Source organism: Spirulina subsalsa PCC 9445, assembly GCF_000314005.1.
GTDB classification, from domain to species: domain Bacteria; phylum Cyanobacteriota; class Cyanobacteriia; order Cyanobacteriales; family Spirulinaceae; genus Spirulina_A; species Spirulina_A subsalsa.
On sequence record NZ_JH980292.1, the window covers coordinates 2099136 to 2124311 of the forward strand.

Consider the following 25176-nt stretch of genomic DNA (forward strand, 5'->3'; position numbering starts at 1 on the left):
CTATAAATACTGTAAATTATAGTTCGCATTTTAACAGGTATTGTTTACACTGGACGAAATTCCTTTAAACTAAATATAGCTACTCCTAATGAGACGTGAACTCTGAGTTATTGTCCTATCTGGATTGCAGACGAGCCTTTTTTACACGACTCAGGTAGGTTGGCTATATAAGGAGTTGGGGGAATTTCCTTCGGTTCAAACAATGGGAGATGAAGAACATTCATCAGGGAGAGGATGATGTTGCAGGCACAACGAACCTCCATTGAGCATTGTATCCAACGCTTGCAGGAGGGCTATGGCAGGAATTACGGTTCTCTCAAGGGCGAATATGCTGAGATTATTGGCGAAGCGGCGCATCTGGCTTTGAAGGCGATCGCACAAACCGATGCGGCCTATCATGATATAGAACACACCATTCTTGTGGCGTTAACGGGACAGGAGATTCTGCGGGGCAAACAGTTACAAGAGGGAGTGGTTTCCTGTGAGGACTGGCTTCACTGCATTCTATCGTTGTTATATCATGATATTGGCTATCTCAAAGGCATTTGTCATCAAGATCAACCGAGTCAAAGACGCTATACCACAGGCTATAATCGAGATTTTATTGTTCTTCCTCCCGATGCTACAGATGCCAGCTTAACCGCGTATCATGTGGATCGGGGCAAACGGTTTGTCGCTGAACAATTTGCGGCTCATCCTCAATTAGATATTGCCTTTATTCAGCACAATATTGAACTGACTCGCTTCCCTGTACCTCCCGATGAAGCCCACGAGGATACGATTCATTACCCCGGATTAATGCGAGCGGCTGATTTAATAGGTCAGTTAGCCGATCCCGGTTATTTAGCCAAACTTCCGGCTTTATTTGCCGAATTTACTGAGAATGGAACAAATAAAACCTTGGGCTATCAAACACCGGAAGATTTAAAAGCTGGATTTCCGCCTTTTTTCTGGAATGTGGTGCATCCCTATATTAAAAACAGTCTGTCTTATTTAAAGATGACCTCAAGTGGTCAACAAATTATTACTAACCTCTACGGTAATGTGTTTACCGTTGAACGAGAGGTGATGTACTCCCGACGCTAATTTTGTGCATATAGTGCGGTTTTCTCAAGATCGCTCTTGATGAATTTCCCACTTCATCGGTCTTCACCAGCAAGCCCTAGGCGAGGGCTTGCTGAATAAGTCGGAGCGTGGGGAGTCGGGAATGAGGAGTCGGAAATAATTAGGACTGAATTGAGACGAGCAACGACCCCAGAACAAGGCAAAATAGAAAGAGTAGATTCAGCCCATCGTCTGTCACCGAGCAGGATTATTCGTGAGGGAGTATTAACAGCTTGCAGACTACAGACACCCCCATCCATCATGTTTTTGTCTTTCTGGAAATTTTTGCCCAAGAAGGAGGAATTCAGTCTTATGTTAAAGATATTCTCGAAGCTTATCAAAATCTGACTGAGAAGCCAGATTGTCCTTATCAGGCTGATGTTTTGCTTCTGCGGGACTCGGCCGACAGTCAAAATCCCTTTTCTGGGGGGGATTTAACCTTTCACTATTTCCTCTCGGGTATGCCTTGGCTGGGGCGCTTACGTCTGGCAGCCGCGTTGCTGAAAACTTTACTCACCCAACGTCCTCACCATGTTTTCTGTGGTCATATTAATTTAGCGCCTCTGATTCATACTTTATGTAAACCTTTGGGGATTCCCTATACTGTCCTGACCTATGGGAAGGAAGTGTGGGAGGTGTTGCCGGAATCGAAACGCTACGCATTACAGGCGGCGCAAGGGATTTGGACAATTAGCCGCTATAGCCGCGATCGCCTTTGTAAAGCTAATCAAATCCCGGAAAATCAGGTGCAGTTTTTGCCCTGTATTGTGGATGAAACCCAATTTACCCCCGGAGAAAAACCCCCCAGCCTACTGGAAAAATACCACCTCACCGGATGCACTGTTTTAATGACCGTTGCCCGTTTGTGGTCGGGAGATCCCTATAAGGGGGTAGATGTCACGATTCGCGCCCTCCCAGCCATCCTCAAGGAGTTTCCAGAGGTGAAGTATCTCATCATTGGACGGGGGGATGATCAGCCCCGTCTGGCGCAACTGGCGCAGGATCTGGGCGTTGCAGAACGGGTGATTTTTGCGGGATTTGTGCCGACAGAAGATTTGAGCGCTCATTATCGGGTGGCGGATATTTATGTGATGCCTTCTCAAGAAGGTTTCGGAATTGTCTATTTAGAGGCGATGGTCAGCGGAATTCCGGTGATTTCCGGGGATAATGATGGTTCGGCGGATCCCCTACAAGATGGTCGGGTGGGGTGGCGTGTTCCTCATCGGGATGTGGACTCTGTGGCTCAAGCTTGTTTGGAGGTCTTGAGGAATCTTAATAATCCGGCTGAGTTGCGCTGTAAGGGTTCTTGGTTACGGGAACAGACTATTGCTAAGTTTAGTAAAGGGGCTTTGACCCAACAGTTAAAGGTGTTAATTGAACCATGAGCATTGCTACCTCAGAACCCCCAGCAACACAACCCACGAAAGGAGAACAACGGGTTGTTTTTCGCTACATTTCTTGGGATGCCTATGTGCAGTTATTAGAAGTGTTGCCCCCATCCCGGGGGGCGCGTTTGACTTACGATCAGGGAGTTCTAGAGATTACGATGCCTTTGGAAGATCATGAGTTTTTTCGCTGCCTGATTGAACGATTTATTATTGTTTTGGAGGTGGATTGCAGTCCAACGTTTCCCCAAGTGCCGAAGGAGTGGTTGTATGATTTTTTGGTGATGGCGAAGGAGGATGAGATTGGGGCAATGCGGGCGTTAAGAGAACGTTGGCGTGCCTGTTGTGGGGAAAATTGATTATCCCCATAAACGACGGCGGGATGTGCCTTTTAACCGTTGATGACTGTCTCGCAAGAGGCGGGGGATGTCTAACTGTTCTGGACAACGGGGGAGACAGTCGCCGCAGTCGGTGCAGTGATTGGCGGTGCGTCCGGGGAACCAGTGTCCGGCGTTGCCGAACATCCCATAACGATATTGTCCAAATTGGGTCATGTTGTAGGCGATCGCTAAATTGCGTAAGCGCAACACTTCGGGGATGGAAATCCTTTCAGGACAAGGCAAACAGGCGTAACATTGCCGACATAAATCTGTCCCTAATTGTTCTTCTAAGACTCGTTCTAACCGTTGTTGGATTTCCCGCAATTGTGCGGCATCCCCGGCGTTGAGTTGTAATACGAGGTCTAAATCTTGGGGTTGGGCAGCCCCTACACTTAGGGTCGTAATCCGAGGATCCCCTAGGAGGAATTGATAGTTAAAGACCATGGGAGAGAGGGGAGAACAAAGTTGTGTTAACTGTTCTGGGGGTTGGTACAGTTGCCCGCCTTTATCGAGGGGGGAGATAATAAACACGCCTAAATCTTGTTCTTGGGCGAGGTCTAAAATGGGGGCGTTGCGTTGGAAAAAATAGTAGTAGTGGAGATTGACGAAGGAAAAGGCTTGGGTTGCGATCGCCTGTTGAATAAGCTCTAGAGGGCCATGAGTCGAAAAACCGACAAATTTAACCTTTCCGGCTCGTTGTGCGGCTTCTAGCACGTCTAAACAGCCTTTGGGGGCGCAAATCCACTGTAGATGCTCCGGGGTATTGATCCCATGAATGGCTAAACCGTCTACATAGTCTACCTGTAAACGGGAGAGGGATTGGTCTAACTGGGTTTGAAACTGTTTCGGGTCGGGGTGGGGGGGAATTTTGGTCGTGATGTAGAGTTGTTCTCGGGGCAGGGGGAGTCCAGTGTGTAGCGATCGCCCTAAAAACACCTCACTTTGTCCATACCCTTGGGCTGTTTCGAGATGATTAATTCCCCCGGCAATAGCACGATGTAACGTTTGGTGGAACGGCTCAAAACCGGACAAACAACGCATTGTCCCCAAGGAAAAAACCGACAAAGGGAGTTCTGTTTTGCCGAAGCGCCGATAGTCCATAATCGGTTTAGGAGAATATCCTGTTAGGATTCACTACTTTGATGGCGATCGCGCTCAATAAAATCCTCCGGTCGTAAATTGGCGATAAAATTCCGAAAGGCTTCCCGTTCTTCCTCATCCGCATCCCGATCCACCGGGATAGAAGCATCGGCAATGACTTCCTCCATCACCCAGATCGGACTGCCCGTGCGGAGGGCTAAGGCGATCGCATCACTGGGACGGCAATCTACCTCTCTCGTTTCCTCCCCCTTCGTCAGACACAACACCGCATAGAACGTATTATCTTGTAGGGAGTGAATCACCACTTTAGAAAGGGACATCTCCCAAACATCCAGAATATTGCTTAACAGATCATGAGTTAAAGGGCGAGGTGGTCGTTGGTTTTCCAGCGCACCCATAATCGACTTAGCCTGTTCCTGTCCAATATAAATAGGCAAAGCACGCCGATCAGAACCGTCCTTGAGCAACACAATCGGACTACGGGTAACAGCATCTAAAGCAATGCCAGCAACTTTCATTTCAATCATGGGCTTTTCATCTCTAAAATACAGTTCGTCTCAGAGTTGAACTCTAGGCGTAGGGTTGACCCCCCATTTAAACCCAGTTGTGACCGTAATAGCCAAAGTATAGCAGTCCTCCATAGCCTAAACCACTTTCTTCAACTTGGGGGATTGTGGCCGGAAATTGATAATTTATAATTAATAACTGTTGAACATGGTGCGTCAAGACTACAGTAGGGGTAACATGAATTTCCCCTACTCAACCCAAGTCATTAGGTTTGACCAACTGACTACTCCTTACGAATTACTTTCTGATGGTCGAGTTTATTACATCCTCCTCTCCCGTCCTTGCTATCCTAGAAACTGCTCTCACTGAGATTGCTAGCACCCCCGAAGAACTAGAACAAGATGCCTCCGCCCTGAGCGGGGCCATTCAAATCCTAGGGCGACATAATTTATTGGCCTTACGAGTTCCCCAACGCTACGGGGGGCGGGAATTGGGGGATTTGGATTGGTTTTGTTATCAAGAGGCGATCGCAAAGTATTCCGGAACCCTCGCCTTTGTGCAAACCCAACAACAAACCGCCGCCGCCTTCCTAGCCGGAGGAGAAAATAACCCCTTAAAACAACAACATTTAGCCCAAATCAGCCAAGGGCATCTAGCACTAGGCGTAGGGTTTGCCCACTTACGCCGAGAAACCCCCCCCTTAAAAGCCATACCCACCCAAAGCGGTTATCTCCTCACCGGACAGATTCCTTGGCTAACCGGAGTCAACATTTTCACCCAGGCCATCATTGCCGCCACCCTCCCCGACACCACCATCCTCCTCACCATCATCCCCCTGCAAACCACCACCCAAACCACCGGAGGCTCTCTTACCCTCTCCCCTCCCTTAAACCTCGCCGCCATGTCCGGAAGCCACACCGTCCAAGCCGATTTACAGCAGTGGTTCGTCCCCCATAACCAAGTCATTAGTCATAAACCCGCCAACTGGTTAACTCAAAAAGACCAACAAGGCATTCTCAACCCCACCCCCTTAATTTTAGGCTGTGCGCAAGCCGGATTAGCCATCCTTGAACAAGCCCGGCACAAACAAGACTCCCCCACCCTACATCACACCCTACAAAAACTAACTCACAACGTCCTAGAGTGTCGCCAAACCATCCGAGAAGCCCAACAATGCGCCCATTATCCCCTCGAAGAGAAGTATAACCTCCGCGCCCGTGCCATCCACCTAGCCACCCGTTGCGCTCATGCAGCAGTGATTGTCTCCAGAGGAACAGCCAATCTCTCCACCCATCCCGCCCAAAGGATTTATCGGGAAGCCCTAGTCTTCACCGTAACCGGACAAACAACAGCCATTTTAGACGCAACCTTACGCCAACTGATTAGCTGATAAAACCGGACGTTACAGAATAAGTATTCTTGTCCTAAAAGCTTGCTAGACTGAAAAAGACAATTCACCCCTCACCCAGAGGAGATAATTTCTATGACCATTTCCTTGGATTGTGAGATTTTCTATCCCGACAGTGATGGTCAGCCCATGGCAGACAATACCTTACAATTTCGCTGGATTGTCTTGATTAAAGAAAACCTAGACCTGCTTTTTGCTGACCAGCCCGATGTTTTTGTAGCGGGTGATTTACTCTGGTATCCCGTAGAAGGCCACCCGGAAATCCGCGTCGCTCCCGATGCTCTCGTAGCATTTGGTCGCCCCAAAGGAGAGCGAGGGTCTTATAAACAGTGGGAAGAAGGGAATATTGCCCCGCAAGTGGTCTTTGAAATTCTATCTCCCGGCAATCGTTCAGGGGAAATGAGCAAAAAGCAGCAATTCTATGATGATTATGGGGTAGAAGAATATTATATTTACAACCCAGACCGGAACAATTTACAAGGATTTTGTCGTACAGAGGCAGGATTGAGAGGGATTGAAGAAATCCAAAACTGGACAAGTCCCCGTCTAGGGATTCGGTTTGTTGTAACGGCGACCACATTGGAACTGTATCGTCCCGATGGGCGAGGATTCCTGAGCTTTTTGGAGTTGGAACAACGAGCGGAACAAGCTGACCAGAGGGCAGAACAAGAACGGCAACGAGCGGAATAGGAACGTCAACAAGCTCAACAAGAGCGCCAACGAGCGGAACAAGCTGACCAGAGGGCGGCACTGGAACGCCAACGAGCGGAACAAGCTGACCGAAGGGCAGAACAAGCTGACCGAAGGGCAGAACAAGCTGACCAACGGGCAGAACTGGAACGCCAACAAGCTGAACAGGAGCGCCAACGAGCCGAACGATTAGCGGCACAACTGAGAGCGTTAGGCATTGACCCGGAAAACTAAACCCTAGATAATCAGTATTCTTGTCCTAAAGGTTTGCTAGACTAAAAAAGACGATTCACCCTCATCCAGAGGAGATAATTTCTATGACCATTTCCTTGGATTGTGAGATTTTCTATCCCGACAGTGACGGTCAGCCTATGGCAGACAATACCCTACAATTTCGCTGGATTGTACTGATTAAAGAAAACTTAGACCTGCTCTTTGCTGACCAGCCCGATGTTTTTGTAGCCGGAGATTTACTCTGGTATCCCGTAGAAGGACACCCAGAAATCCGAGTCGCTCCCGATGCTCTCGTAGCATTTGGTCGCCCTAAAGGAGAGCGAGGGTCTTATAAACAGTGGGAAGAAGGGAATATTGCCCCGCAAGTGGTCTTTGAAATTCTCTCCCCCGGCAATCGTTCAGGGGAAATGAGCAAAAAGCAGCAATTCTATGATGATTATGGGGTAGAGGAATATTATATCTACAACCCAGACCGGAACAATTTACAAGGATTTTGTCGTACAGAGGCAGGATTGAGAGGGATTGAAGAAATCCAAAACTGGACAAGTCCCCGTCTAGGGATTCGGTTTGTTGTAACGGCGACCACATTGGAACTGTATCGTCCCGATGGGCGAGGATTCCTGAGCTTTTTGGAGTTGGAACAACGAGCGGAACAAGCTGACCAGAGGGCTGAACTGGAACGCCAACGGGCGGAACAAGCTGACCGAAGAGCCGAACAAGCTGACCAGAGGGCTGAACTGGAACGCCAACAAGCTGAACTCGAACGCCAACGAGCCGAACAAGCTGACCAGCGTGCCGAACAAGCTGACCAACGAGCCGAGCGATTAGCGGCACAACTGAGAGCGTTAGGCATTGACCCTGAAAGCTAACCCCCAGTGGATAAGTATGTTTGATGATTGGTCACGGATATTTTAGGAGTTGGTGTGATCAATACTTGTTCTGTGAGGTGTCCGTCTTCCATTTCCACAATACGATCGGCTACGTCCAAAATCCGGTCATCGTGGGTGACAAGCAGAATGCTACAGCCTTGTTCTTGCGCTAGTTTCTGCATTAATTCGACTACATCTCGGCCGGATTTACTATCGAGGGAGGCGGTGGGTTCGTCGGCTAGGACTAATTTGGGGTGGCTGACTAAAGCACGAGCAATGGCGACTCGTTGTTTTTGACCTCCTGAAAGTTGGGCAGGATAGTAGTTAACATGATCTTCTAATCCGACGGCTTTTAAAATCTCAATGGAACGCTGTTTGGCTTCTTTTTCGCTGTAGGGATGGAGTTCAATGGACATCTGGACGTTTTGGCGGGCGGTGAGGGAATTCAGCAGGTTATGGGCTTGAAAAATATAGCCGATGTTGCGGCGAATTTTCACCATCTGGCGGCGGTTTGCGCCGACTAATTCTTGACCAAGGACTTTCAGACTTCCACTATGGGGCGATCGCAATCCTCCCATTAAGGTGAGTAATGTGGTTTTTCCAGAACCTGAGGGACCTTTCATAATCACGATTTCCCCGGAATAGAGGATTAAGTGAATATTAAACAGAATTTGTTTTTTCAGTGCGCCCTGACCAAAGAAAAAATCTAGATTGTGGATTTCTATAATGGGCTTCATTAGTCTAGGAGAGTTAACTTACAGCAAAATAGTAGGATAATTGGATCGTTACGGGATCATGATCTTGAGCCAGGGGATATGTTAAACCGGGGGATAAAAGGACTCCAAAACGATGAATTTATGGTTGCGCGGGATAAAAAAAAGCCGATGGGTTATTTTAGGATTTATCTTGGGAATTTCCGTATTTTTGCGGTTGACTATTCCCTCGTTCGCTCACAGTAGTTTAACTCAGTGCCATTATAAAAATCAACCCCTCTATGGCAAGGTCAAAATTGTTGAAAATTTCCCGGATTTTAAAATCAAAGTGGTTTCTAGTTTTCCCCAACTGAAAGTTCAGTGGGTGAACGCGTTTCCCAATCGTTGTGGACAATGGCAGTTTGTTGAGCATTTTCCAGATTTTACGGTGCAGTTTGTTGAACATTTTCCAGATTTTACGGTGCAGTTTGTTGAACATTTTTCGGGTGTTTCTGCTGTGTCAGGAGGGGGGAATTTGTGACTTCCTCCCGACGCTTCTCTATAGGGCAAGCACTGGGCAACTGGGGCGGATTAGCTAAAAAATATCGGCGGGATCGGCTGCATCTAAACGTCGTACAGCAATCACTCCTGAACCAATACACATCACTAAGGTTAAGTTAAAAACTAAACTGGCTTTTTGTGCATCCATTTGCACGGGTAAGCTGGTTGAATCGGCTGTGACAGAATATAAGGCAGTGGAGAGTAAAAAACCCGGAATATAGCCCACAACGGCTAAGATAATGGCTTCTTGAAAGACAACTTTCAGTAAATAAGAAGACTTGTAACCCATTGCTTTTAATGTGGCATATTCAGGCAAATGATCGGAAACGTCGGTATAGAGAATCTGGTAGACAATCACCATACCAACAATAAACCCCATGCCTGCCCCAAGGGAGAAAATAAAACCAATGGCGGTGCTTTCTTGCCAGTAGGATTTTTCAAAATCAATGAATTCTTGACGAGATAAGACTAAAACATCATTGGGAAGTTGCTCCCTTAAAACATTGATAATGGGCTGAGGATCTGTCCCCGGATGAATTTTAATCACCCCCACATCAATGACACTGGGATCTCGTGTTTTGCTAAACATCCGAATAAAGTTTAAATCACTGGTGACAATGTTCCCATCTGCGCCAAAGGATGCCCCAAGGGGGAATAATCCGCCAACGGTTAAGCGTCGCCCTACGGCTTCGGTGGTGACGGTTTTTCCTTGATTAAACCATTCCACCACCGGCCCAAATTCGGGGCGGGAACGTTCATCAAATAACACGACATCAGAGAGTTTAATTTTATCTAAATTAGATTCAATAGCAGGAATTTTTAAAATGTTTTCATTGGGATTAATCCCAATGACCATGATGGAGCGGGTGGCGTTAGTTTCAGGGTTTTTCCAGAGGGCAAAGTCTAAATATAAGGGATGCACAGAAGCGACTCCCTGAACGCCCAAGGCTTGATAAATCCGACGTTTAGAAAAGCTAGCCATGGCGATGAGGGCGTTGGATTCGGGACTCATGAGAAAAATATCCCCTTCGAGTTGGTTATGTAGCACAACGGCACTGGCAAAGAGGGCATCTCTAAAACCAAACTGCATGAACATTAAAATATTGGCAAAACTAATGCCTGCTAGGGCGACGAGGAGGCGTACTTTTTCGTGGGTGAGTTGCAGCCAAGCGAGGGGAATTTTCATGGTTTAAAGCAGGATTCTAACTAAAACTTTGGCGTTGGTGAGTCCGGCGACTTGTTGGCTGGCGGCTGGGGGGAGCATAATATTCACTTCGACTACGCGAACATCGACATCGGCGGCGGGATCGGTGTCTAATACATCCCGTTTGCCAATTTGTAGCCCAATGTTGCTGACGATGCCTTGTAGTTCTCCCTCGAAGGAACCGCTTTGACTGGTAATGATGGCGCGTTGGTTGGGTTGTACTTTGCTGATGTCGCTTTCGTAGACTTCTGCCACTACCATCATTTGGTTGGTTTGCCCAATTTGCACGATGCCTCCTGTGTCTTTGACGGTTTCTCCGGGGTGGGTGTTGATTTTGAGGATTTGGCCGGGGATGGGCGATCGCACAACGGCTAAGTCTAGATCGGCTTGGGCTTGCAAGAAGGCGGCTTTGGCTCGTTCGACTTGGGCTTGGGCTTGACGAATTTCGACGGGGCGGATTTCTTGAATGCGGGCGAGGTTGGCGCGGGCTTCTTGGATTTGTTTGGTTAGGGTGGTTAGGAGGTTCTGGGCGTTGGCGTTGGCTTCTTCTAGGCGTTTGTTGGCGGTTTCGAGGTTGAGGCGCAGGCGATCGCGTTCGGAGGCGGAAACGGCCCCATCGTCGTATAACTGGGCATAGCGTTCATATTCAACCTTGGCGTTGTTCCGTTCGGCTTCGAGACGTTGCAGGATGGCTCTTTGGCTTTCTTGTTCTAGGTTGACTTGGGCGGTGAGGCGTTCAATGGTGGTGCGGGCGACTTCGATTTCTCCCTGTTTAGCCCCTGCTTGGACTATCGCTAGATTGGCTTCGGCGACGGTAATCTCCTGTCGGGCGCGTTCGGCGGCGGCCATGAGGCGGTTGTAATTGTCGAGAACGGCAATCACTTGTTCGGGTTCGACGCGATCGCCTTGTTGCACCAATAACCGCGCTACTTTCGCCCCCCCTGTGTTGGAGGGGGGAGCAACGTTAATCACTTCTCCGAGGGGTTCTATACGTCCTAGGGCGGTGACGGCCTCAATGGTGGGGGCCGGTGCGCTCTGTTCTGCTGAGGGGTTCTCGGCGACGTTAGAGGTCATTCGTAACGCATACCAAGTGCTTCCTCCGACGGCTGCGATCGCCACTACAATCGCACCCACGATCAACCGTTTATCTCCGAGGATTTGCTCTAAGCGGGATTGTAGTTCAGTAGCCATGACACTCTCTGTTCTAATTCAGAGTTTCCCTTAATGTACCACTGTTTTGAGAATCCGTCGGGTTTGGGTGTGGCAGAGAATGGGGAATTGAGAATTAATAACTGTTTCCTCAAGACTGTTTACTATTCCCCTCCCTTTGCCACCAGCTACAAACCAAACGAATTTCATCATAAGAAAAACTCTCATCCAAACAGTCTTTAATCGGCGTTAATCTCTCGAAACCTACCTTTTGAATGATTTCTATAATCTGCCCTTGCCGCTCTGAACTCACAAAGCGATTAATGTCAATATCCTGTTGACATTTTATTAACTCACTTAAATGGGTAGAAATCGTACTCGTCTTTAACTGCCGCGCTTCGGCAATTTCGGCTAAACTCAAACCCTGCCGATATAACTCCAGAGTTTGCATTTGAGTATCACTCAGGCGATTAATAAAAGTATTATTCTGATAACAAAACTCCCGAATTGCTGAAACAAATTGTTCCCCATACCGTTCCAACTTTTGCGCCCCCACCCCGGAAATTTTAGCAAAATCATCTAAATTTTGGGGCGTTTTCTCTGCCATCAACCGCAAACTATAATCGGCAAAAATAACATAGGGTGGGACACCATTTGCATCCGCCAGTTGTTTCCGTAATTTTCGTAACTTTTCAAACAACATCTGGGCATCAGAACTTTGTAACGGTTCTTCCCCTGCCCGTTTAGTTGATTTTTGCGGAGTCACTGCAATGGAAACCTCGCGCTGTTTCCGCAGAACCTCCCAACTTTTCTTGTTTAATTTTAAGGTATTATAACCGTCTTGAGTTTGATTCATCAAACCCTGATGAAGTAAAGCACGAGCTAACATTTTCCACTCATCCTTACTCCTATCCTTACCAATACCATAAGTCGAGAGTAAATGATGACCATAACTCTCAACCTTTTTACTCCGAGAACCCCGCAATACGTCAATAATGTGAATCATGCCAAACTTTTCCTTAGTTCGGGCAACACAAGATAAAAACTTTTGGGCTTCAATCGTCCAATCTTCTATCGGTTTCGGGTCACGACAATTATCGCAGTTTTGGCAATTTCCCTTAAACTTTTCCCCAAAATAACTTAACTGGATTGTGCGGCGGCAACTGGTAGCTTCCGCATAATCAATCATTTGTTCAAGTTGTTGGTAAGCAATGCGTTGTTCCTTGGGATCGGTTTTTTGCTCGATGAAATATCGCACGCGAAAAATATCACTGGAACTGTACAATAGAATGCAACTCGCATTCTCCCCATCCCGTCCAGCCCGCCCTGATTCTTGATAGTATCCTTCTAAATTTCGAGGCAGATCATAATGAACCACAAAGCGCACATCCGGCTTATTAATCCCCATGCCAAAGGCAATCGTTGCCACAATAATTTGTACATCATCCCGAATAAAACGGGTTTGGTTATGGTTACGCAGTTCTGAAGTCATACCCCCATGGTAGGGTAACGCCGAAACATTATCTCGTTGCAAACGGGCGGCAATCTCTTCTACATTTTTACGACTGAGACAATAGACAATCCCTGAACTGTTGGCATGGTTTTGAATCACTTTCAACAGTTGGGGATAACTGCGTTTTTCTTTAGGAATAACCCCGTAATATAAATTAGGACGGTTAAAACTGGAAATGTGAAAATGGGGGTCTTGTAGTGCCAGTTGGTTAATGATATCCTGTTGGACTCGTTGGGTTGCCGTAGCTGTGAGTGCCATCATGGGGGTATCAGGATAACGTTGGCGTAAAAGCCTGAGTTGACGGTATTCTGGGCGGAAATCATGGCCCCACTCCGAGACACAATGGGCTTCATCAATGGCAAAAGAAGCCAAACCAAGGCGATCGCGCAAAATATCCAAAAACGGGATAAAAGACTCACTCAGCAAGCGTTCTGGGGCAACATAGAGCAGCTTAATAGAACCCGAAAGGATTTGTTGTTCGCGATCGCGCACCTCCTCCCGCTCCAAGCTACTATTTAAAAAAGTCGCCCCCACCCCATTATTCTGTAGCGCATCCACCTGATCCTTCATCAGCGCAATCAAAGGAGACACCACAATTGTCACCCCAGAACGCAACAACGCCGGGAGTTGATAACACAAAGACTTCCCGCCCCCCGTCGGCATAATCACCAACACATCCCGATTTTGCAGCGCCTCAGTAATGACTTGCCGTTGTCCTGGGCGGAAAGCATCATAACCAAAAAAGTGCTTGAGGGAACTTTCAAGGGAATTTAGTTGATACATTTAGACTAGCTCCCAAAAACCCCTTACAACACCTGATGAGTATAGGCGTGTTGCTTCACATTATCCTCAGCACTCACCATATTTTCCGCATTCAGTACCCGCTTTTTCTCCGTCGAGTAATTAAAATCCTCCTTCTTCATCCCCACAGGAATCAAAGCTTGGGCTTCAGGGCGACGCTTATAAGTCCGAGAAGCCGCCACCGCCCGTTCCGCGAAATTTTCGCACAGTTTCGCACTGCTGGGAAATTCCCCCGGAATCGTAATTTCATCCGTCCCAAAAAAATCCCCTAAATTCTTACCATAAGCCCATTGATAAGACGTAGGAATCCCCTTCATCAGAGCTTCCAGTGCAGAACTCGGAATCGGTTCAATCACGTCCACTGCGGAAACTTCCCCCCCATCCCGCACAAAACAAGTCGCCAAACCGAAAACACAATAATCCGTAGCCGAAACATCCGGGGCATTCGGAAATAAAGTTGCAGAAGTCATAAAAAGTGCCAGAATAATTTCTCTCTGAAAGGATCTTATCAGAAATTTCCCTCTTCCAAGACCCCCAAACTCAGAGTTTAGCCCACCCGCCTACTCTTTTTCCCCCTCCCCCTAGACAATTCCTGAAACCATATGTAATATGTATGTAGTATGTTTTGCACTTCAAAATCAGCACCTTCCCAAGGCGCAGAATCCAGCAAAACCCCTAACTTTATTGGCATAGAACATCATGGCTTACGAACCCTTATCCTTATCTACGCCAACACCTGTATTATCTTGGGCAGGTCATCCCCTCGCCTCAGATGAACTAAAAATGGCGAAAAATGTTGCCTCCTTACCCTTTGTGTTCAAGCACGTTGCCCTAATGCCAGATGTTCACCTCGGGAAAGGAGCCCTAGTTGGCTCAGTCATTGCCACCAAAGACGCCGTTATTCCCGCCGCCGTTGGCGTTGACATTGGCTGCGGCATGGCTGCCGTCAAAATGCCATTTCATGCCGATCAATTAGACGGGAAACTAAAGCAAATTCGCCTTGATATTGAGGCAGAAATTCCTGTTGGCTTTAACCAAAACAAAGAAATTGAAAAAGTCGTCACCAACTGGCAAGGCTGGAAAGACTTTAAAGAACTCCATTCCGGCATTCAACGTTTTGAAAGTCGAGCCATGCACCAAATGGGAACATTAGGCGGCGGAAATCACTTCATTGAATTATGTTTAGACAGTGAAAACTCCGTCTGGCTCATGCTTCATTCCGGCTCCCGTTATATCGGCAACCAATTAGCCCAATGCCATATCAACACCGCCAAAGAATTAATGAAACTCGCTGGGCAAAAATTACCCGACCCCGATTTAGCGTACTTTGTCGCAGAAACCCCCGAATTCCAAAACTATTGGCGGGACTTACAATGGGCGCAAAACTACGCCCGTTATAACCGGGATGTCATGATGATGCGGTTTAAACGCATTATTGAAAAGTATCTTGCCGGAGGAAAACCCACCAAACCATTATTAACCGTCAACTGTCATCACAACTACGCCGAAAAAGAAATTCATTTTGGCGAAGAAGTGTATGTAACCCGGAAAGGTGCTGTGCGCGCAACCCCTGAAGATTATGGGATTATTCCCGGCTCTATGGGCGCAAAATCCTTTATTGTCAAAGGCAAAGGCAATGTTCAAAGTTACTGTAGCTGTAGTCATGGTGCAGGGCGCAAAATGTCTCGGACAAAAGCGAAAAAGCACTTTTCCGTAGATGATTTAGTTGAACAAACCAAGGGCATTGAATGTCGAAAAGATGCCCATGTTTTAGATGAAATTCCCGGGGCTTATAAATCCATTGAGGAGGTCATGAATCAACAAGCGGATTTAGTGGAAATTGTCGCCACTTTACATCAAGTCGTTTGCGTTAAAGGTTAGGCAAAACTCCCACTGTTTTGTAGCAGTGGGAGTTTTTCTCAGGCAACAGGCTGTAATTTTTCGGGACTCCTAAGCCAGTGAACTCCTCCCACTACAAGGGGATAGGGAATTTTTGGCAAATTGGTTAAACCTCTGGCTCAATGCCTAAAGCTCTCAGTTGAGCCGCTAGTCGTTCTGCCCTTTGGTCAGCTTGTTCTGCCCGTTGTCGTTCCTGTTCCACCCTTTGTTCCAACTCCAAAAAGCTCAAGAATCTTCGCCCATCGGGACGATATAATTCCAAAGTGGTCGCACTTAAAACAAACCGAATCCCTAAACGGGGACTTGTCCAGTTTTGGATTTCTTCTATCGCTCTTAATCCTGCCTCTGTACGGCAAAATCCTTGTAAATTGTTCCGGTCTGGGTTGTAAATATAATATTCTTCTACTCCGTAATCGTCATAGAATTGCTGCTTTTTACTCATTTCCCCTGAACGATTGCCGGGGGAGAGTATTTCAAACACGACTTGCGGGGCAATATTATCCTCTTCCCACTGTTTATAAGACCCTCGTTCTCCTTTGGGGCGACCAAATGCTACGAGAGCATCGGGAGCAACGCGGATTTCTGGGTGTCCTTCTACAGGATACCAGAGTAAATCTCCGGCTACAAAAACATCGGGCTGGTCAGCAAAAAGCAGTTCTAGATTTTCTTTAATCAAGACAATCCAGCGAAATTGTAGGGTATTGTCTGCTATGGGCTGACCGTCACTGTCGGGGTAGAGAATCTCACAATCCAAGGAAATGGTCATATCTAATTATCTCCTCTGGGTGAGGGTCGAATCGTCTTTTTTAGTCTAGCAAACCTTGAGAAAAATAGACCTATCTTTCTCTTCTCATTGTTTATTTTTCAAATATTGCGTTTAAAAAATGCTAACTTCTCAATAATTGCTTTTCTAAAAAGATACTTAAGGGATCTTCTTTATAAGAACCAAAAGGCGGACAGGGTTGATATCCTCGTTTTTCATATAACTTTAAGGCTTCTGGCTGAAAAACACCAGTTTCTAGACGCATCCAAGGAAGCTTGAAAGAGATGGCATATTCTTCTAACGTTGCTAAAAGGCGATCGCCAATCTTGAACCGCCGCAACTCTGGTGTGACGAACAGACGCTTGATCTCACCATATTTTCCCTGCTGATTAACCAAGGCAGCACATCCGACTACTTCCTCTTGCACACAAGCGGCTAAAAAGGTCACATTGGGTTGTCGCAAGGATTCAAGGGAGGGAATATAATTCACCTCTGGGGGATATAAGTCCATCAAATATTGATTCAATTTCTCCAGCAAGTGACCAATTTTCGGTTCAGCCGGATCACTTGCTCGGATCACAAAATTATCCATAACTGGCAAAAGGGCAACCTCAATCCGAGGATTCACCACAAATATAGAACGATTCTATAGGAGTCACGCAATTCCCCAAGATTCACCTAATATGTTAGGCGAACCCTAGATTCTATCTTGGTTGATGAGGAGTGAGTGATGAACCGAAAATTTTATGCTGGAAAGGTGGCTTCTTCTACCTTCCTATTTACTTTGCTGGGGGCAGTCACCCAGATGGCTATGGCCCAAAGCAGCCCAGAAGCTATCTCCCCCTATCTGGAAGAGGATTCCTCGCTGTTAGATGCTGTCACAACTGGGGGGGAGATGAGCCAAGAGGGGGCTACAGGGCTTTCCTCTGATGCTCAACCCTATGCGCTTCTCCCTACTATTGAGGAAGAACCCTTAACCTCCTTGGATGAGCTAGAACGGGATGCCGGGGTAAGTGCTAAGGAGGAGGGAATAATAGGATTAGACGTTTTGGAGGTTGATCCATTGGCGGGGGAGGAGGGAACTCTATCCTCAGAACTGGCTCTAGAGGAGATAGAAGAGGATAGGGGGGAATTTTGGGAGTCTGCGATCGCGAATCCTTCCCCAGAAATCCCCACCCCTTCTCCCGCAATCACTTTAGACGAACTGGAAACCCAAGGACATTTAGCCCCAGATTTAACCCTCTCTCCCCAAAACCCAGAGGATAATCACCTCAAAACGCCCCCATCTCAGGCGTTTCCCACCGTCCACGCCCTCCAAAACCCGCCACAAGACCCTGTGGAACTCTCCCCAACTGTATTGGACTCCAGTCCTGACCGAGAATACACTACCCCCCTGCCAGATTCCCTAACCCTGAGTGATGCAGAAATTACCTTTGAGGGAGTCTATCAAGCGGCCATTGATGGCAACCATCCCATTGCTCAATTTACCCCTGCGAGCCAATTCAGGGACGTTTCCCCCACCGATTGGGCCTATGAGGCCTTAATGGACTTAACGACCCGCTACGGCTGTTTAAGCGGCTATCCAGATAATACATTCCGGGGAACACGCCCCCTCACTCGTTATGAATTCGCCGCCGGACTGAATGCCTGCATCCAATACTTAGAAAGGCTAATTGCTCAACAGGCCAACGCGGTGACATTGCAGGATCTCGAAGTGATGCAGCGCTTGGTGACAGAGTTTCAAGCAGACATCGACACCCTGGCCACCCGGGTAGATAGTTTAGAGGGACGAGTGGCCTTTTTAGAAGAAAACCAATTTTCCACGACAACCAAACTCTTTGGACAAGCGGTAATCGGCATTCAAGGACGAAGCCCGGATAACGATTTTGACCTGTTCCAGAACCGTTTACGGGATCAAGACACCAAAATCAATGTCATCCACAATGCCCAACTGAGTTTATTTACTCAATTTAGTCCCTTTAGTCTTCTGCTAACCAGTTTCCAAATGGGAGACGGCAACACCGGACGCACCTTTACCAATACCCTAGGAAATTATGTCAGCTTGGGCTATGAAGGGGACACAGACAACAGTATGCTGCTTTCTGACCTCAATTATCGTCATCTGATTGCCAATCGTTTGGCCGTCATTGTGGGGCCAATGGGGGTCAGTCCGACCAATGTTTTCCGGGGGGTAAACCGCATTGAAAGTGCGGGGTCTGGCCCTCTGTCCCGTTTTGCCCAACGGAATCCAATTATTAATGTGGGCAGTGGACAAGGGGGTTTAGGGATTGATTGGCAAGTTTCAGACCGTTTAAGTTTTCAGGCCGTTTATTCTACCGGAGATCCCGAAAACTCTCTAGGTGGGGGGTTATTTGGGGGCGAAAATGGTAGCACCATTTTGGGCGGCCAGTTAGTAGTTTCTCCGACGGATAATATTGACCTTTCCCTGCAATATGTGAATGCTTATACGCCGATTTTGGGTAGTTTAAGGACAGGAGTAGGGGATGATCTGGTGATTATTCCCAATGCTGACAATTTACGCGCCCCCATGACGACGGATGCCTTTGGTGGGGCGCTGGAGTTCCGGGTAACTCCCCAAGTGGCGTTAGGGGGATGGGTGGGGTATACCACCACGAACTATAAAGTCGAGGCGGGAAGTGTGCAAACCCTCAACTGGATGGCGTTCCTCCGGTTCTCGGATTTGTTGGGACAGGGCAATGTGGCGGGGTTATATGTGGGACAACCGCCGAAAATTACCAGTAGTAATCTGCCTGATGGTCGCAATGTGCCAACATTCTTGAGTTTGGGGAATCCTAACGCCACTCCGGGGGGACAACCAAGTACGACGACTCACGTCGAACTGTTCTATCGTTTTCGGGTGTCGGATAATGTCAGTGTGACTCCGGGGGTAATTGTAATTTTTAATCCCCTGCAAAATTCCGCTAATGACACGATCACGATTGGGGCATTACGGACGACGTTTAATTTCTAAGTTCTGGTTTTCGGAAGCTCTTGTCCTGAATGGGTTATAGCTCTAGGTTGTTCTGAGTCGATCGCCCTGCACTAGAGTCAGAGGATCAGATATCCGAGAAAATACTGAGGTTCTTGCTTGTAAAAAAGTTTACAAAACTTTTTGTCAGGGGTGGGAACTTCCCCAGAGGAAAATAGTCTATGGAGTTTAGACCTTAAAAAAAATTCGCTGTTGGGAGAATTTTAGGCATGGCTCAAGGTTTACTCCTTCCCTTCTACTAGGCTGTTGCAGTCTGATCCGGAACAATCAACAGGGGATGGCAGGGGTAGGAATTTAAAGTCTACAGTGTGAAGATGAGAGGAAATATGATGATTGACAATCGCTATCGGGCGGCATTATATATCGGGTTAACGGTAGGGTCGGTCTGTGCGATGAACGCACCGACACAAGCCCAAATTCCTGTAACAGGCGGGAATCTGGCGGGGGAGGCGGCTTTTTTTGTTCCCAATGCAGAGGGAGCGATTCGGTTGTTTGACCTCAACCTGAATGAGTTAAAAATTGAGAGTCCCAATGGGGTGTTAACGAACCCCGCTTTTGTGCCGACAGCCGCGAGTTTTGATAATCGTGGTACGGTGGGAGAAATTGAATCAGGCGATCGCGGACTCATTCAAGGACAACTCTCCGGCATTGCTTTCACCCCCCAAGGGATGTTAGTTCCCTTCATTAACCGCGACACCATCCTAAGTTTCACCCTCACGAACTTTAGTGATTCCCCCCTCGACATCCCAGGCACCCTCATCCGTCCTGAAGTCATTGGAGCCAGTCCCCTCATTTTCCTCCCCAATGCAGGAGATGTTACCCTTGCCGATGATTCCTCCGACCGTTTTATTGCTGATCCCGGCAACCTACAAGTCGGGGAATTTGAAGCTGATATTAATGCCGGACTCATTGATCTGCCCGCCAGTTTAACCCTCGTCAACTCCAGAGAATTTCGTCTCCCGGAACCCGAAACCCTAATCCGTCGCATTCGATTTGAGTTTGAAGGGAAAGACTTAGAAGCAGGTGAGTATGATTTAGAATTTGCCGAAGACGGTTTAAACTTCCTTGGTGCCGCTAACCGCACCTTCCGCATCCAAAGCGTTGGTACCCGAGGCGAGCGGGAATTCAAAGTACAGGGCGAAGTTGGCTATATAGACATTAATATCCCCGGAGTCTCTAACGACATAGACGGTGAGATTAACCTCAATCGAGACTTAGATTCCTTCCGCATTACAACCCAAAACCGAGGCGTTACCGGAATCACCTCTATTTTCGGTCGAGGAGCCTTAGCCTTTAGTGGACAGGAAGGAGACGTTAGCTTTGAATTCAAACAAGGCAACACCACCATTAAAGGAGAAGCGGACGAAGGCGTAAACTTTTATGCCACGACGGGATTAGCCCCCTTCAGCCGCAATATTGATCTGACCGAATATAGTTATTTCAATCCCCTTGATGATGAGAACGTCACCCTCGTCTACAACATTACAAACCCCACCATCGTAACGGGATCTGACGTACAAATTGGCTCCTCCGTTGTCCGGTTCTTTGATGATGGAACCCTCCGTTTCCGACGCAGTGGGGGAACTTTCGTCACCCTGACCCGGAACACCTCTTTCTCTGACTTAGGGATTATCTTTAGTCCTCAACCCGCTCCTCAACAGGAATCCAACCTGGTGGTGATTAGCCAACCCAGTTCACCCCCACCCAGCCCGACAATCACCATTGTTCCAGCCCCCACCCTAGAACAAACCCTACAGGTTTTCATTACCACCTTCTTTATCAATGCCCCGAACACCTTGACTGTGTTCAATAGTCCTTCTAATCTGAGCGTCTTCACGTTATCTGACGCTTCGAGTACCGCCCAGGCCAACTATGAAATCCTGCAATCGGTGCGGTTCAATGCGCGGAATATTCGTCCGGGACGGGTGAAGGTGCGCAGCGTGAATAATCGGGGTGCGTCCTATTTGGTGGCGACCAGAAGCGATCGCGGTCGTGCCGTCGGTTTACGCGGATTCCAGCAAATTGGCCCCAATAGCCGCATTTTCCCCGGTTTAGTGGGGTTAAATGAACTGTCCCCAGAACAAGTGCAGGAAATCACTAGCTTGTTAGGGGTAGAGGATGACATTCCCATTGAATCAGAAACCGGGTTAACGGAATTAGAGAGCAGTCCGGATGATTTCGAGGGGGAATTAGAAACCAGTCCCAATGATGAGCTAGAAGCACCGGAAACCCCGACTGGGGAGGATGACACCCTTGAAGAGGTAGAGATTGAACTGGAATTCACCCCGGAAGAAGTCGAGGGAGAATTGGAAACCAGTCCTGACGATAATTTAGAAGCACCGGAAACCCCGGCCGGAGAGGATGATAGTGGGGTTGAGGCAGTGGAAACACAAACCGGGTTAAGTGAACTAGACTTGACTCCGGATGATTTTGAGGAACAGTTAGGAATTCCGACCGAAAATGATCTAGACGTGCCGGAATCCCCTGCTGTGGATGATGACGCTCTTGAAGAGGTCGCGGGTGAACTGGAATTGACACAGGATGATGTTGAGGAACAGTTAGAAACTTCGACCGAAAATGATCTAGACGTGCCGGAATCCCCTGCTGTGGATGATGGCGCTCTTGAAGAGGTCGAGGGTGAAGTAGAAACAGCCGTGGAATCTGTAGACTCTTCGGAAGCGGTGGTCACTGAGCGCAGTGGAAGTGAGGACACCCCCAGCGAGGAACTGGTGGAGGAATTAGAAACCACTGCTGAGGAAGCGCTGGCCACCCCTGCCAGTCCATTCACAGAAATGATGGGTTTGCGGGAAATTTCCTTGGAGGATGTGCCGGAGTTAAAACCTCTGTTGGCTAAATAGGGTCTGCTGAATAACTCTACTCGTGGGGTTACGGGACGGGGAGCAGGGGGAATAGTGGATAGTGTCTAGTAGCTAGTGAATAGCTAAAACTCTTGACTATTTCCCGACTCCCTATTCCCTATTACCTATTCCCAACTCCCGACACCCCCCTCCGTCATGATTCTTGAACACATTCGGATTATTTTAGTTGAACCTGCCGGCCCTTTAAACGTGGGTTCCGTGGCACGGGTGATGAAAAATATGGGATTGTCCCAATTAGTTTTAGTCAATCCTCAATGTAATCCTTGGGGGGAAGAAGCGCGACGGATGGCCGTACATGGGGAGGATGTGTTAGCCCAAGCGCGTCAAGTGGACAGTCTACCCGAAGCCCTACAGGGGTGTTATCACGCTGTAGCCACCACAGGACGGGATGGGACGGTTCCGGTTCCCCTCGAATCCCCCCGCGTCGTTTTCCCTTGGTTAATCGCCCAAAATGCCCCCTCTGCGGTGATTTTTGGTCGGGAAGATAGCGGTTTAACTAATCAAGAACTCCACTATGCCCAGCGCTGTGTGAGTATTCCGGCTAATCCCGTTTATCCGTCCCTCAACCTTGCCCAAGCGGTGGCCGTTTGTGCTTACGAATTATACCAAGCCACCCCAGAAGACATCCCCCCACCTTCCCCCCCCACCACAGCGCCCCTAGAAGCCTTAGAGGGCTATTACCAACATCTTGAACAGGTTTTAATGAATATTGGTTATCTGTATCCCCACACGGCCGAGGCAAAAATGGAAAAGTTCCGCCGTTTGTATGGTCGGGCGGATTTAACCTCCCAAGAAGTGGCTCTATTACGGGGGATTTTGCGACAAATGGAATGGTTTGTCAAACAGAACCATAAAAAATAAATCGGCAATTTTAACAAAAATGTTGCGGAATTCCCCTTCCTCGCTTGCAGGGACCGGATGGACTTGACCACTAACTCCCAAAGCGAAAACCAAGCTAAAAAGGGCTGTGTTGCAAGAGAAAATTTGGGTCTTAGGAACTAGGACTTCTGCCTGGGGAGGGAAGATAAGACTCGCTATATTTCGGTATAGAAAGCACTTCCCATTGAATCAGGAAGCTCCATCCTCGCGCCTAGGCAGGGTGGGGTAGTTCACTTGTTGCTTTTACCTGAATGGGGTCTGCTGAATATCCATCTAAGCACTGTTTAATAAGGTTTTTAGCCGTTTTGAGAGCGAGAAAGTGCAAGGTTTTAGCGATAAAGAATCAAAAAGGCTTGCTTTTTTCCGACTCTCTATCCCCCTTCTCCCCTCTCCCCCTTCCCGTTCCCTAACCCCACCAGCAGACTTATTCAGCAAGCCCTACTTGATTATGTTATCAATTTCTTCATCTGTAAAACCAAACTGTCTAAAAATCCTTAAAACATAAGCAGGAGACATTTCTTTTGCTCCCATATCAATAGGAACAATCCGTTTTGTTTTTTCCAAAACTCGAATATATAGACAATGATCTCCTTTTCCTTCTCGATAAAATTGACAACCTGATTGTTCTAAAAGTTTTATCAATTGCCTCGGTTTAATAGAAGGGATATTTTTAGGCATAAACTTTTCTCAATTCGTAAATATCTGTTTTTTCTTCCGAGTCTTCGAGAGTTAAAAATTCATGTAACTCTTGAATCGAGATAGGTGCAGAATAAATATTATTTTCTGACTGAGAAACTTCAACAAAAGACGCTATAGCTTCTTGGATTTTATTAATGGCTTGTTCTTGAGTATTTCCTTGTCCAACAAGACCATTTTCTAAGCATAAAGAAACCCAATACGCTTGGCTTTTTTTCAAAATTATTGTATAAAAAATCATCCCTCGAACCTCTCTGTTTGAGTTGTTTTTGCTAACAGCAAAACTCCACCTGTCTATTGTAGAACGTGACAGAAGAAATCGCCTAGGCAGGGGCGAACATCAGAAAGGAGAACCAAACTCCTCTACTTTTTCCCGTCCCGTTGAGCTAACAAACGAGTCACCCGTTGTTTAATCCAAAGTCCCTCTGACTTCATGGCTTTTAATCGAGCCTCAATCCTTTCCCATTCTCCCTCAGTAGCCATCAATAACCCCGCTTCGGCTCCTTCCCCATACCCTATCCCTCCTACAGTCAACTCCCAACAATAGGCTTGTGACATCCTCCCGACACAGACCCTACGGGTACAGTGCGGGCTTCCTCATATCACTATGAGGCTTTCCTGCTTCTACGGGAGGCTCTAGATGCCTTTTTAGGGACATCCCCGTTCGCGTTCACTTCGTGACGCTTCGCGAACGCGAAGCGTTGCGTAGCAAAGCGTTGCGTAGCAAAGCGTTGCGTAGCAATCACCTCTTCCGACCCAGGCAGCTTGACCCCCAGCACTTCTGGGTTTGTCCAACAAAACAAAAAAGAGGTCTAGTTTAACTAGACCCCTCCGTTGATTTCAGTTTGAATAAGGGAACGGGGAACAGGGGGAGACGAGGAATTAAGACTTATTACCTATTCCCGACTCCCTAGGGCGCAAGCATTGCGCCCCTACACCGACTCCCTATTACCGATGATAGTCATAGGTCAGGGTTTCCGCTACCCGTTTCCCCTCATCATAACAAGCCCGGATGACGTAAAGTTTTTGTTAAGGCTAGGAAAGTCCTGTCGGACTCCAAAAAACAAAATTCGGATTATTTTAGTTGAACCTGCCGACCCCTTAAACGCGGGTTCTGTGGCACGGGTGACGAAAAATATGGGATTGTCCCACTTAGTTTTAGTCAATCCTCAATGTCATCCTTGGGGGGAAGAAGCGCGACGGATGGCCGTACATGGGGATGATGTGTTAGCCCAAGCGCGCCAAGTGAACAGTCTACCGGAAGCCCTACAGGGGTGTTATCACGCTGTAGCCACCACAGGACGGGATGGGACGGTTCCGGTTCCCCTTGAATCCCCCCACGTCGTCTTCCCTTGGTTAATCGCGCAAAATGCCTCCTCTTTACTGATTTCTAAAAAAAGGTTCGCTGTGTGATTTCCGTAACGTAAGTGGGAATACTTAAAGTAACAACTC

24 protein-coding genes and 1 pseudogene are annotated in these 25176 nt (G+C 47.6%); 12 read left to right on the forward strand and 13 right to left on the reverse strand.

Translation table 11 applies throughout. The features are described 5' to 3' along the window. The first annotated feature begins 237 nt into the window (after positions 1 to 237). The 3 genes from SPI9445_RS0109765 to SPI9445_RS0109775 all read left to right on the forward strand — a co-directional run bounded on the left by SPI9445_RS0109765 (position 238) and on the right by SPI9445_RS0109775 (position 2848). The gene (locus SPI9445_RS0109765; RefSeq protein ID WP_017304563.1) at positions 238 to 1086 is read left to right on the forward strand and encodes an Npun_R2479 family HD domain-containing metalloprotein; all 849 of its coding nucleotides are present in this window, start codon (positions 238 to 240) and stop codon (positions 1084 to 1086) included. Between the two features lie 251 nt (positions 1087 to 1337). Further along, on the forward strand, positions 1338 to 2489 hold the full coding sequence (locus tag SPI9445_RS0109770; RefSeq protein WP_017304564.1) for a glycosyltransferase family 4 protein: 1152 nt from the start codon (positions 1338 to 1340) through the stop codon (positions 2487 to 2489). Then, a complete protein-coding gene (locus SPI9445_RS0109775; RefSeq protein ID WP_017304565.1) occupies positions 2486 to 2848 on the forward strand; it encodes a hypothetical protein in 363 nt (120 codons plus the stop codon). Before SPI9445_RS0109770 ends, SPI9445_RS0109775 begins: the two co-directional genes overlap by 4 nt. Here the strand turns inward: SPI9445_RS0109775 and SPI9445_RS0109780 are convergent, their stop codons facing one another. The 3 genes from SPI9445_RS0109780 to SPI9445_RS31635 all read right to left on the reverse strand — a co-directional run bounded on the left by SPI9445_RS0109780 (position 2849) and on the right by SPI9445_RS31635 (position 4696). Next, positions 2849 to 3970 (reverse strand): aldo/keto reductase, encoded by a 1122-nt coding sequence (locus tag SPI9445_RS0109780; protein ID WP_017304566.1) that lies wholly within the window; start codon positions 3968 to 3970, stop codon positions 2849 to 2851. It abuts the gene before it with no gap. Between the two features lie 23 nt (positions 3971 to 3993). Beyond that, entirely contained in the window at positions 3994 to 4497 is a 504-nt protein-coding gene (locus SPI9445_RS0109785) for a bifunctional nuclease family protein (RefSeq protein WP_017304567.1), read from the reverse strand. A 67-nt stretch (positions 4498 to 4564) separates the two neighbouring features. Then, on the reverse strand, positions 4565 to 4696 hold the full coding sequence (locus SPI9445_RS31635; RefSeq protein ID WP_272943234.1) for a hypothetical protein: 132 nt from the start codon (positions 4694 to 4696) through the stop codon (positions 4565 to 4567). Between the two features lie 88 nt (positions 4697 to 4784). Here SPI9445_RS31635 and SPI9445_RS0109790 point away from each other — a divergent pair, with 88 nt between their 5' ends. From SPI9445_RS0109790 to SPI9445_RS0109800, 3 genes and pseudogenes are all read left to right on the forward strand, one after another. Further along, a complete protein-coding gene (locus SPI9445_RS0109790) occupies positions 4785 to 5867 on the forward strand; it encodes an acyl-CoA dehydrogenase family protein (protein WP_017304568.1) in 1083 nt (360 codons plus the stop codon). A 93-nt stretch (positions 5868 to 5960) separates the two neighbouring features. Then, positions 5961 to 6809, forward strand: a pseudogene (locus SPI9445_RS26975) (Uma2 family endonuclease). 83 nt (positions 6810 to 6892) lie between these two features. After that, positions 6893 to 7678: a Uma2 family endonuclease gene (locus SPI9445_RS0109800; protein WP_017304570.1), complete on the forward strand. Its 786-nt coding sequence runs from the start codon at positions 6893 to 6895 to the stop codon at positions 7676 to 7678. Here SPI9445_RS0109800 and SPI9445_RS0109805 read toward each other — a convergent pair. After that, positions 7675 to 8415 (reverse strand): DevA family ABC transporter ATP-binding protein, encoded by a 741-nt coding sequence (locus tag SPI9445_RS0109805; protein WP_017304571.1) that lies wholly within the window; start codon positions 8413 to 8415, stop codon positions 7675 to 7677. The two genes, SPI9445_RS0109800 and SPI9445_RS0109805, sit on opposite strands and share 4 nt — an antisense overlap. A 112-nt stretch (positions 8416 to 8527) precedes the next feature. Here SPI9445_RS0109805 and SPI9445_RS0109810 point away from each other — a divergent pair, with 112 nt between their 5' ends. After that, entirely contained in the window at positions 8528 to 8911 is a 384-nt protein-coding gene (locus tag SPI9445_RS0109810; protein ID WP_017304572.1) for a 7(1) septoil knot domain-containing protein, read from the forward strand. 54 nt (positions 8912 to 8965) lie between these two features. On the opposite strand, the gene devC is transcribed toward SPI9445_RS0109810, so the two are convergent. The 4 genes from devC to SPI9445_RS0109830 form a co-directional block, all read right to left on the reverse strand. Then, complete coding sequence (gene devC / locus SPI9445_RS0109815; protein ID WP_017304573.1) at positions 8966 to 10117, reverse strand: ABC transporter permease DevC; 1152 nt, start codon at positions 10115 to 10117, stop codon at positions 8966 to 8968. A gap of 3 nt (positions 10118 to 10120) precedes the next feature. Next, complete coding sequence (locus tag SPI9445_RS0109820; RefSeq protein ID WP_017304574.1) at positions 10121 to 11326, reverse strand: HlyD family efflux transporter periplasmic adaptor subunit; 1206 nt, start codon at positions 11324 to 11326, stop codon at positions 10121 to 10123. Positions 11327 to 11435: 109 nt separating this feature from the next. Continuing rightward, complete coding sequence (recQ, locus tag SPI9445_RS0109825; protein ID WP_017304575.1) at positions 11436 to 13580, reverse strand: DNA helicase RecQ; 2145 nt, start codon at positions 13578 to 13580, stop codon at positions 11436 to 11438. A gap of 23 nt (positions 13581 to 13603) precedes the next feature. Beyond that, a complete protein-coding gene (locus SPI9445_RS0109830; RefSeq protein WP_017304576.1) occupies positions 13604 to 14068 on the reverse strand; it encodes a hypothetical protein in 465 nt (154 codons plus the stop codon). Between the two features lie 229 nt (positions 14069 to 14297). On the opposite strand from SPI9445_RS0109830, the gene SPI9445_RS0109835 reads away from it, so the two are divergent. After that, positions 14298 to 15479 carry an RtcB family protein gene (locus tag SPI9445_RS0109835; RefSeq protein WP_017304577.1) on the forward strand — a complete coding sequence of 394 codons (1182 nt, stop codon included), beginning with the start codon at positions 14298 to 14300 and terminating at the stop codon, positions 15477 to 15479. Between the two features lie 124 nt (positions 15480 to 15603). Here the strand turns inward: SPI9445_RS0109835 and SPI9445_RS0109840 are convergent, their stop codons facing one another. Together SPI9445_RS0109840 and SPI9445_RS0109845 are read right to left on the reverse strand one after the other, a co-directional pair. Next, entirely contained in the window at positions 15604 to 16263 is a 660-nt protein-coding gene (locus SPI9445_RS0109840; RefSeq protein WP_017304578.1) for a Uma2 family endonuclease, read from the reverse strand. Positions 16264 to 16384: 121 nt separating this feature from the next. Then, complete coding sequence (locus SPI9445_RS0109845) at positions 16385 to 16852, reverse strand: GNAT family N-acetyltransferase (RefSeq protein WP_026079667.1); 468 nt, start codon at positions 16850 to 16852, stop codon at positions 16385 to 16387. Between the two features lie 138 nt (positions 16853 to 16990). On the opposite strand from SPI9445_RS0109845, the gene SPI9445_RS0109850 reads away from it, so the two are divergent. The 3 genes from SPI9445_RS0109850 (at position 16991) to SPI9445_RS0109860 (ending at position 23010) form a co-directional block, all read left to right on the forward strand. Then, complete coding sequence (locus tag SPI9445_RS0109850; RefSeq protein WP_017304580.1) at positions 16991 to 19252, forward strand: iron uptake porin; 2262 nt, start codon at positions 16991 to 16993, stop codon at positions 19250 to 19252. Between the two features lie 344 nt (positions 19253 to 19596). After that, entirely contained in the window at positions 19597 to 22128 is a 2532-nt protein-coding gene (locus tag SPI9445_RS0109855; RefSeq protein ID WP_017304581.1) for an ICP22 family protein, read from the forward strand. 156 nt (positions 22129 to 22284) lie between these two features. Continuing rightward, complete coding sequence (locus SPI9445_RS0109860; RefSeq protein ID WP_017304582.1) at positions 22285 to 23010, forward strand: RNA methyltransferase; 726 nt, start codon at positions 22285 to 22287, stop codon at positions 23008 to 23010. Between the two features lie 456 nt (positions 23011 to 23466). Here SPI9445_RS0109860 and SPI9445_RS0109865 read toward each other — a convergent pair whose 3' ends face one another. From SPI9445_RS0109865 to SPI9445_RS0109875, 3 genes are all read right to left on the reverse strand, one after another. Beyond that, the gene (locus tag SPI9445_RS0109865) at positions 23467 to 23706 is read right to left on the reverse strand and encodes a type II toxin-antitoxin system HicA family toxin (RefSeq protein ID WP_017304583.1); all 240 of its coding nucleotides are present in this window, start codon (positions 23704 to 23706) and stop codon (positions 23467 to 23469) included. After that, on the reverse strand, positions 23699 to 23965 hold the full coding sequence (locus SPI9445_RS0109870; RefSeq protein WP_017304584.1) for a type II toxin-antitoxin system HicB family antitoxin: 267 nt from the start codon (positions 23963 to 23965) through the stop codon (positions 23699 to 23701). The genes SPI9445_RS0109865 and SPI9445_RS0109870 overlap by 8 nt, the downstream gene beginning before the upstream one ends. Before the next feature lie 122 nt (positions 23966 to 24087). Then, a complete protein-coding gene (locus SPI9445_RS0109875; protein ID WP_017304585.1) occupies positions 24088 to 24282 on the reverse strand; it encodes a hypothetical protein in 195 nt (64 codons plus the stop codon). Between the two features lie 468 nt (positions 24283 to 24750). Between SPI9445_RS0109875 and SPI9445_RS25075 the strand changes: the two genes are divergently transcribed. Beyond that, entirely contained in the window at positions 24751 to 25137 is a 387-nt protein-coding gene (locus SPI9445_RS25075; RefSeq protein ID WP_017304586.1) for a TrmH family RNA methyltransferase, read from the forward strand. Positions 25138 to 25176: the final 39 nt, after the last annotated feature.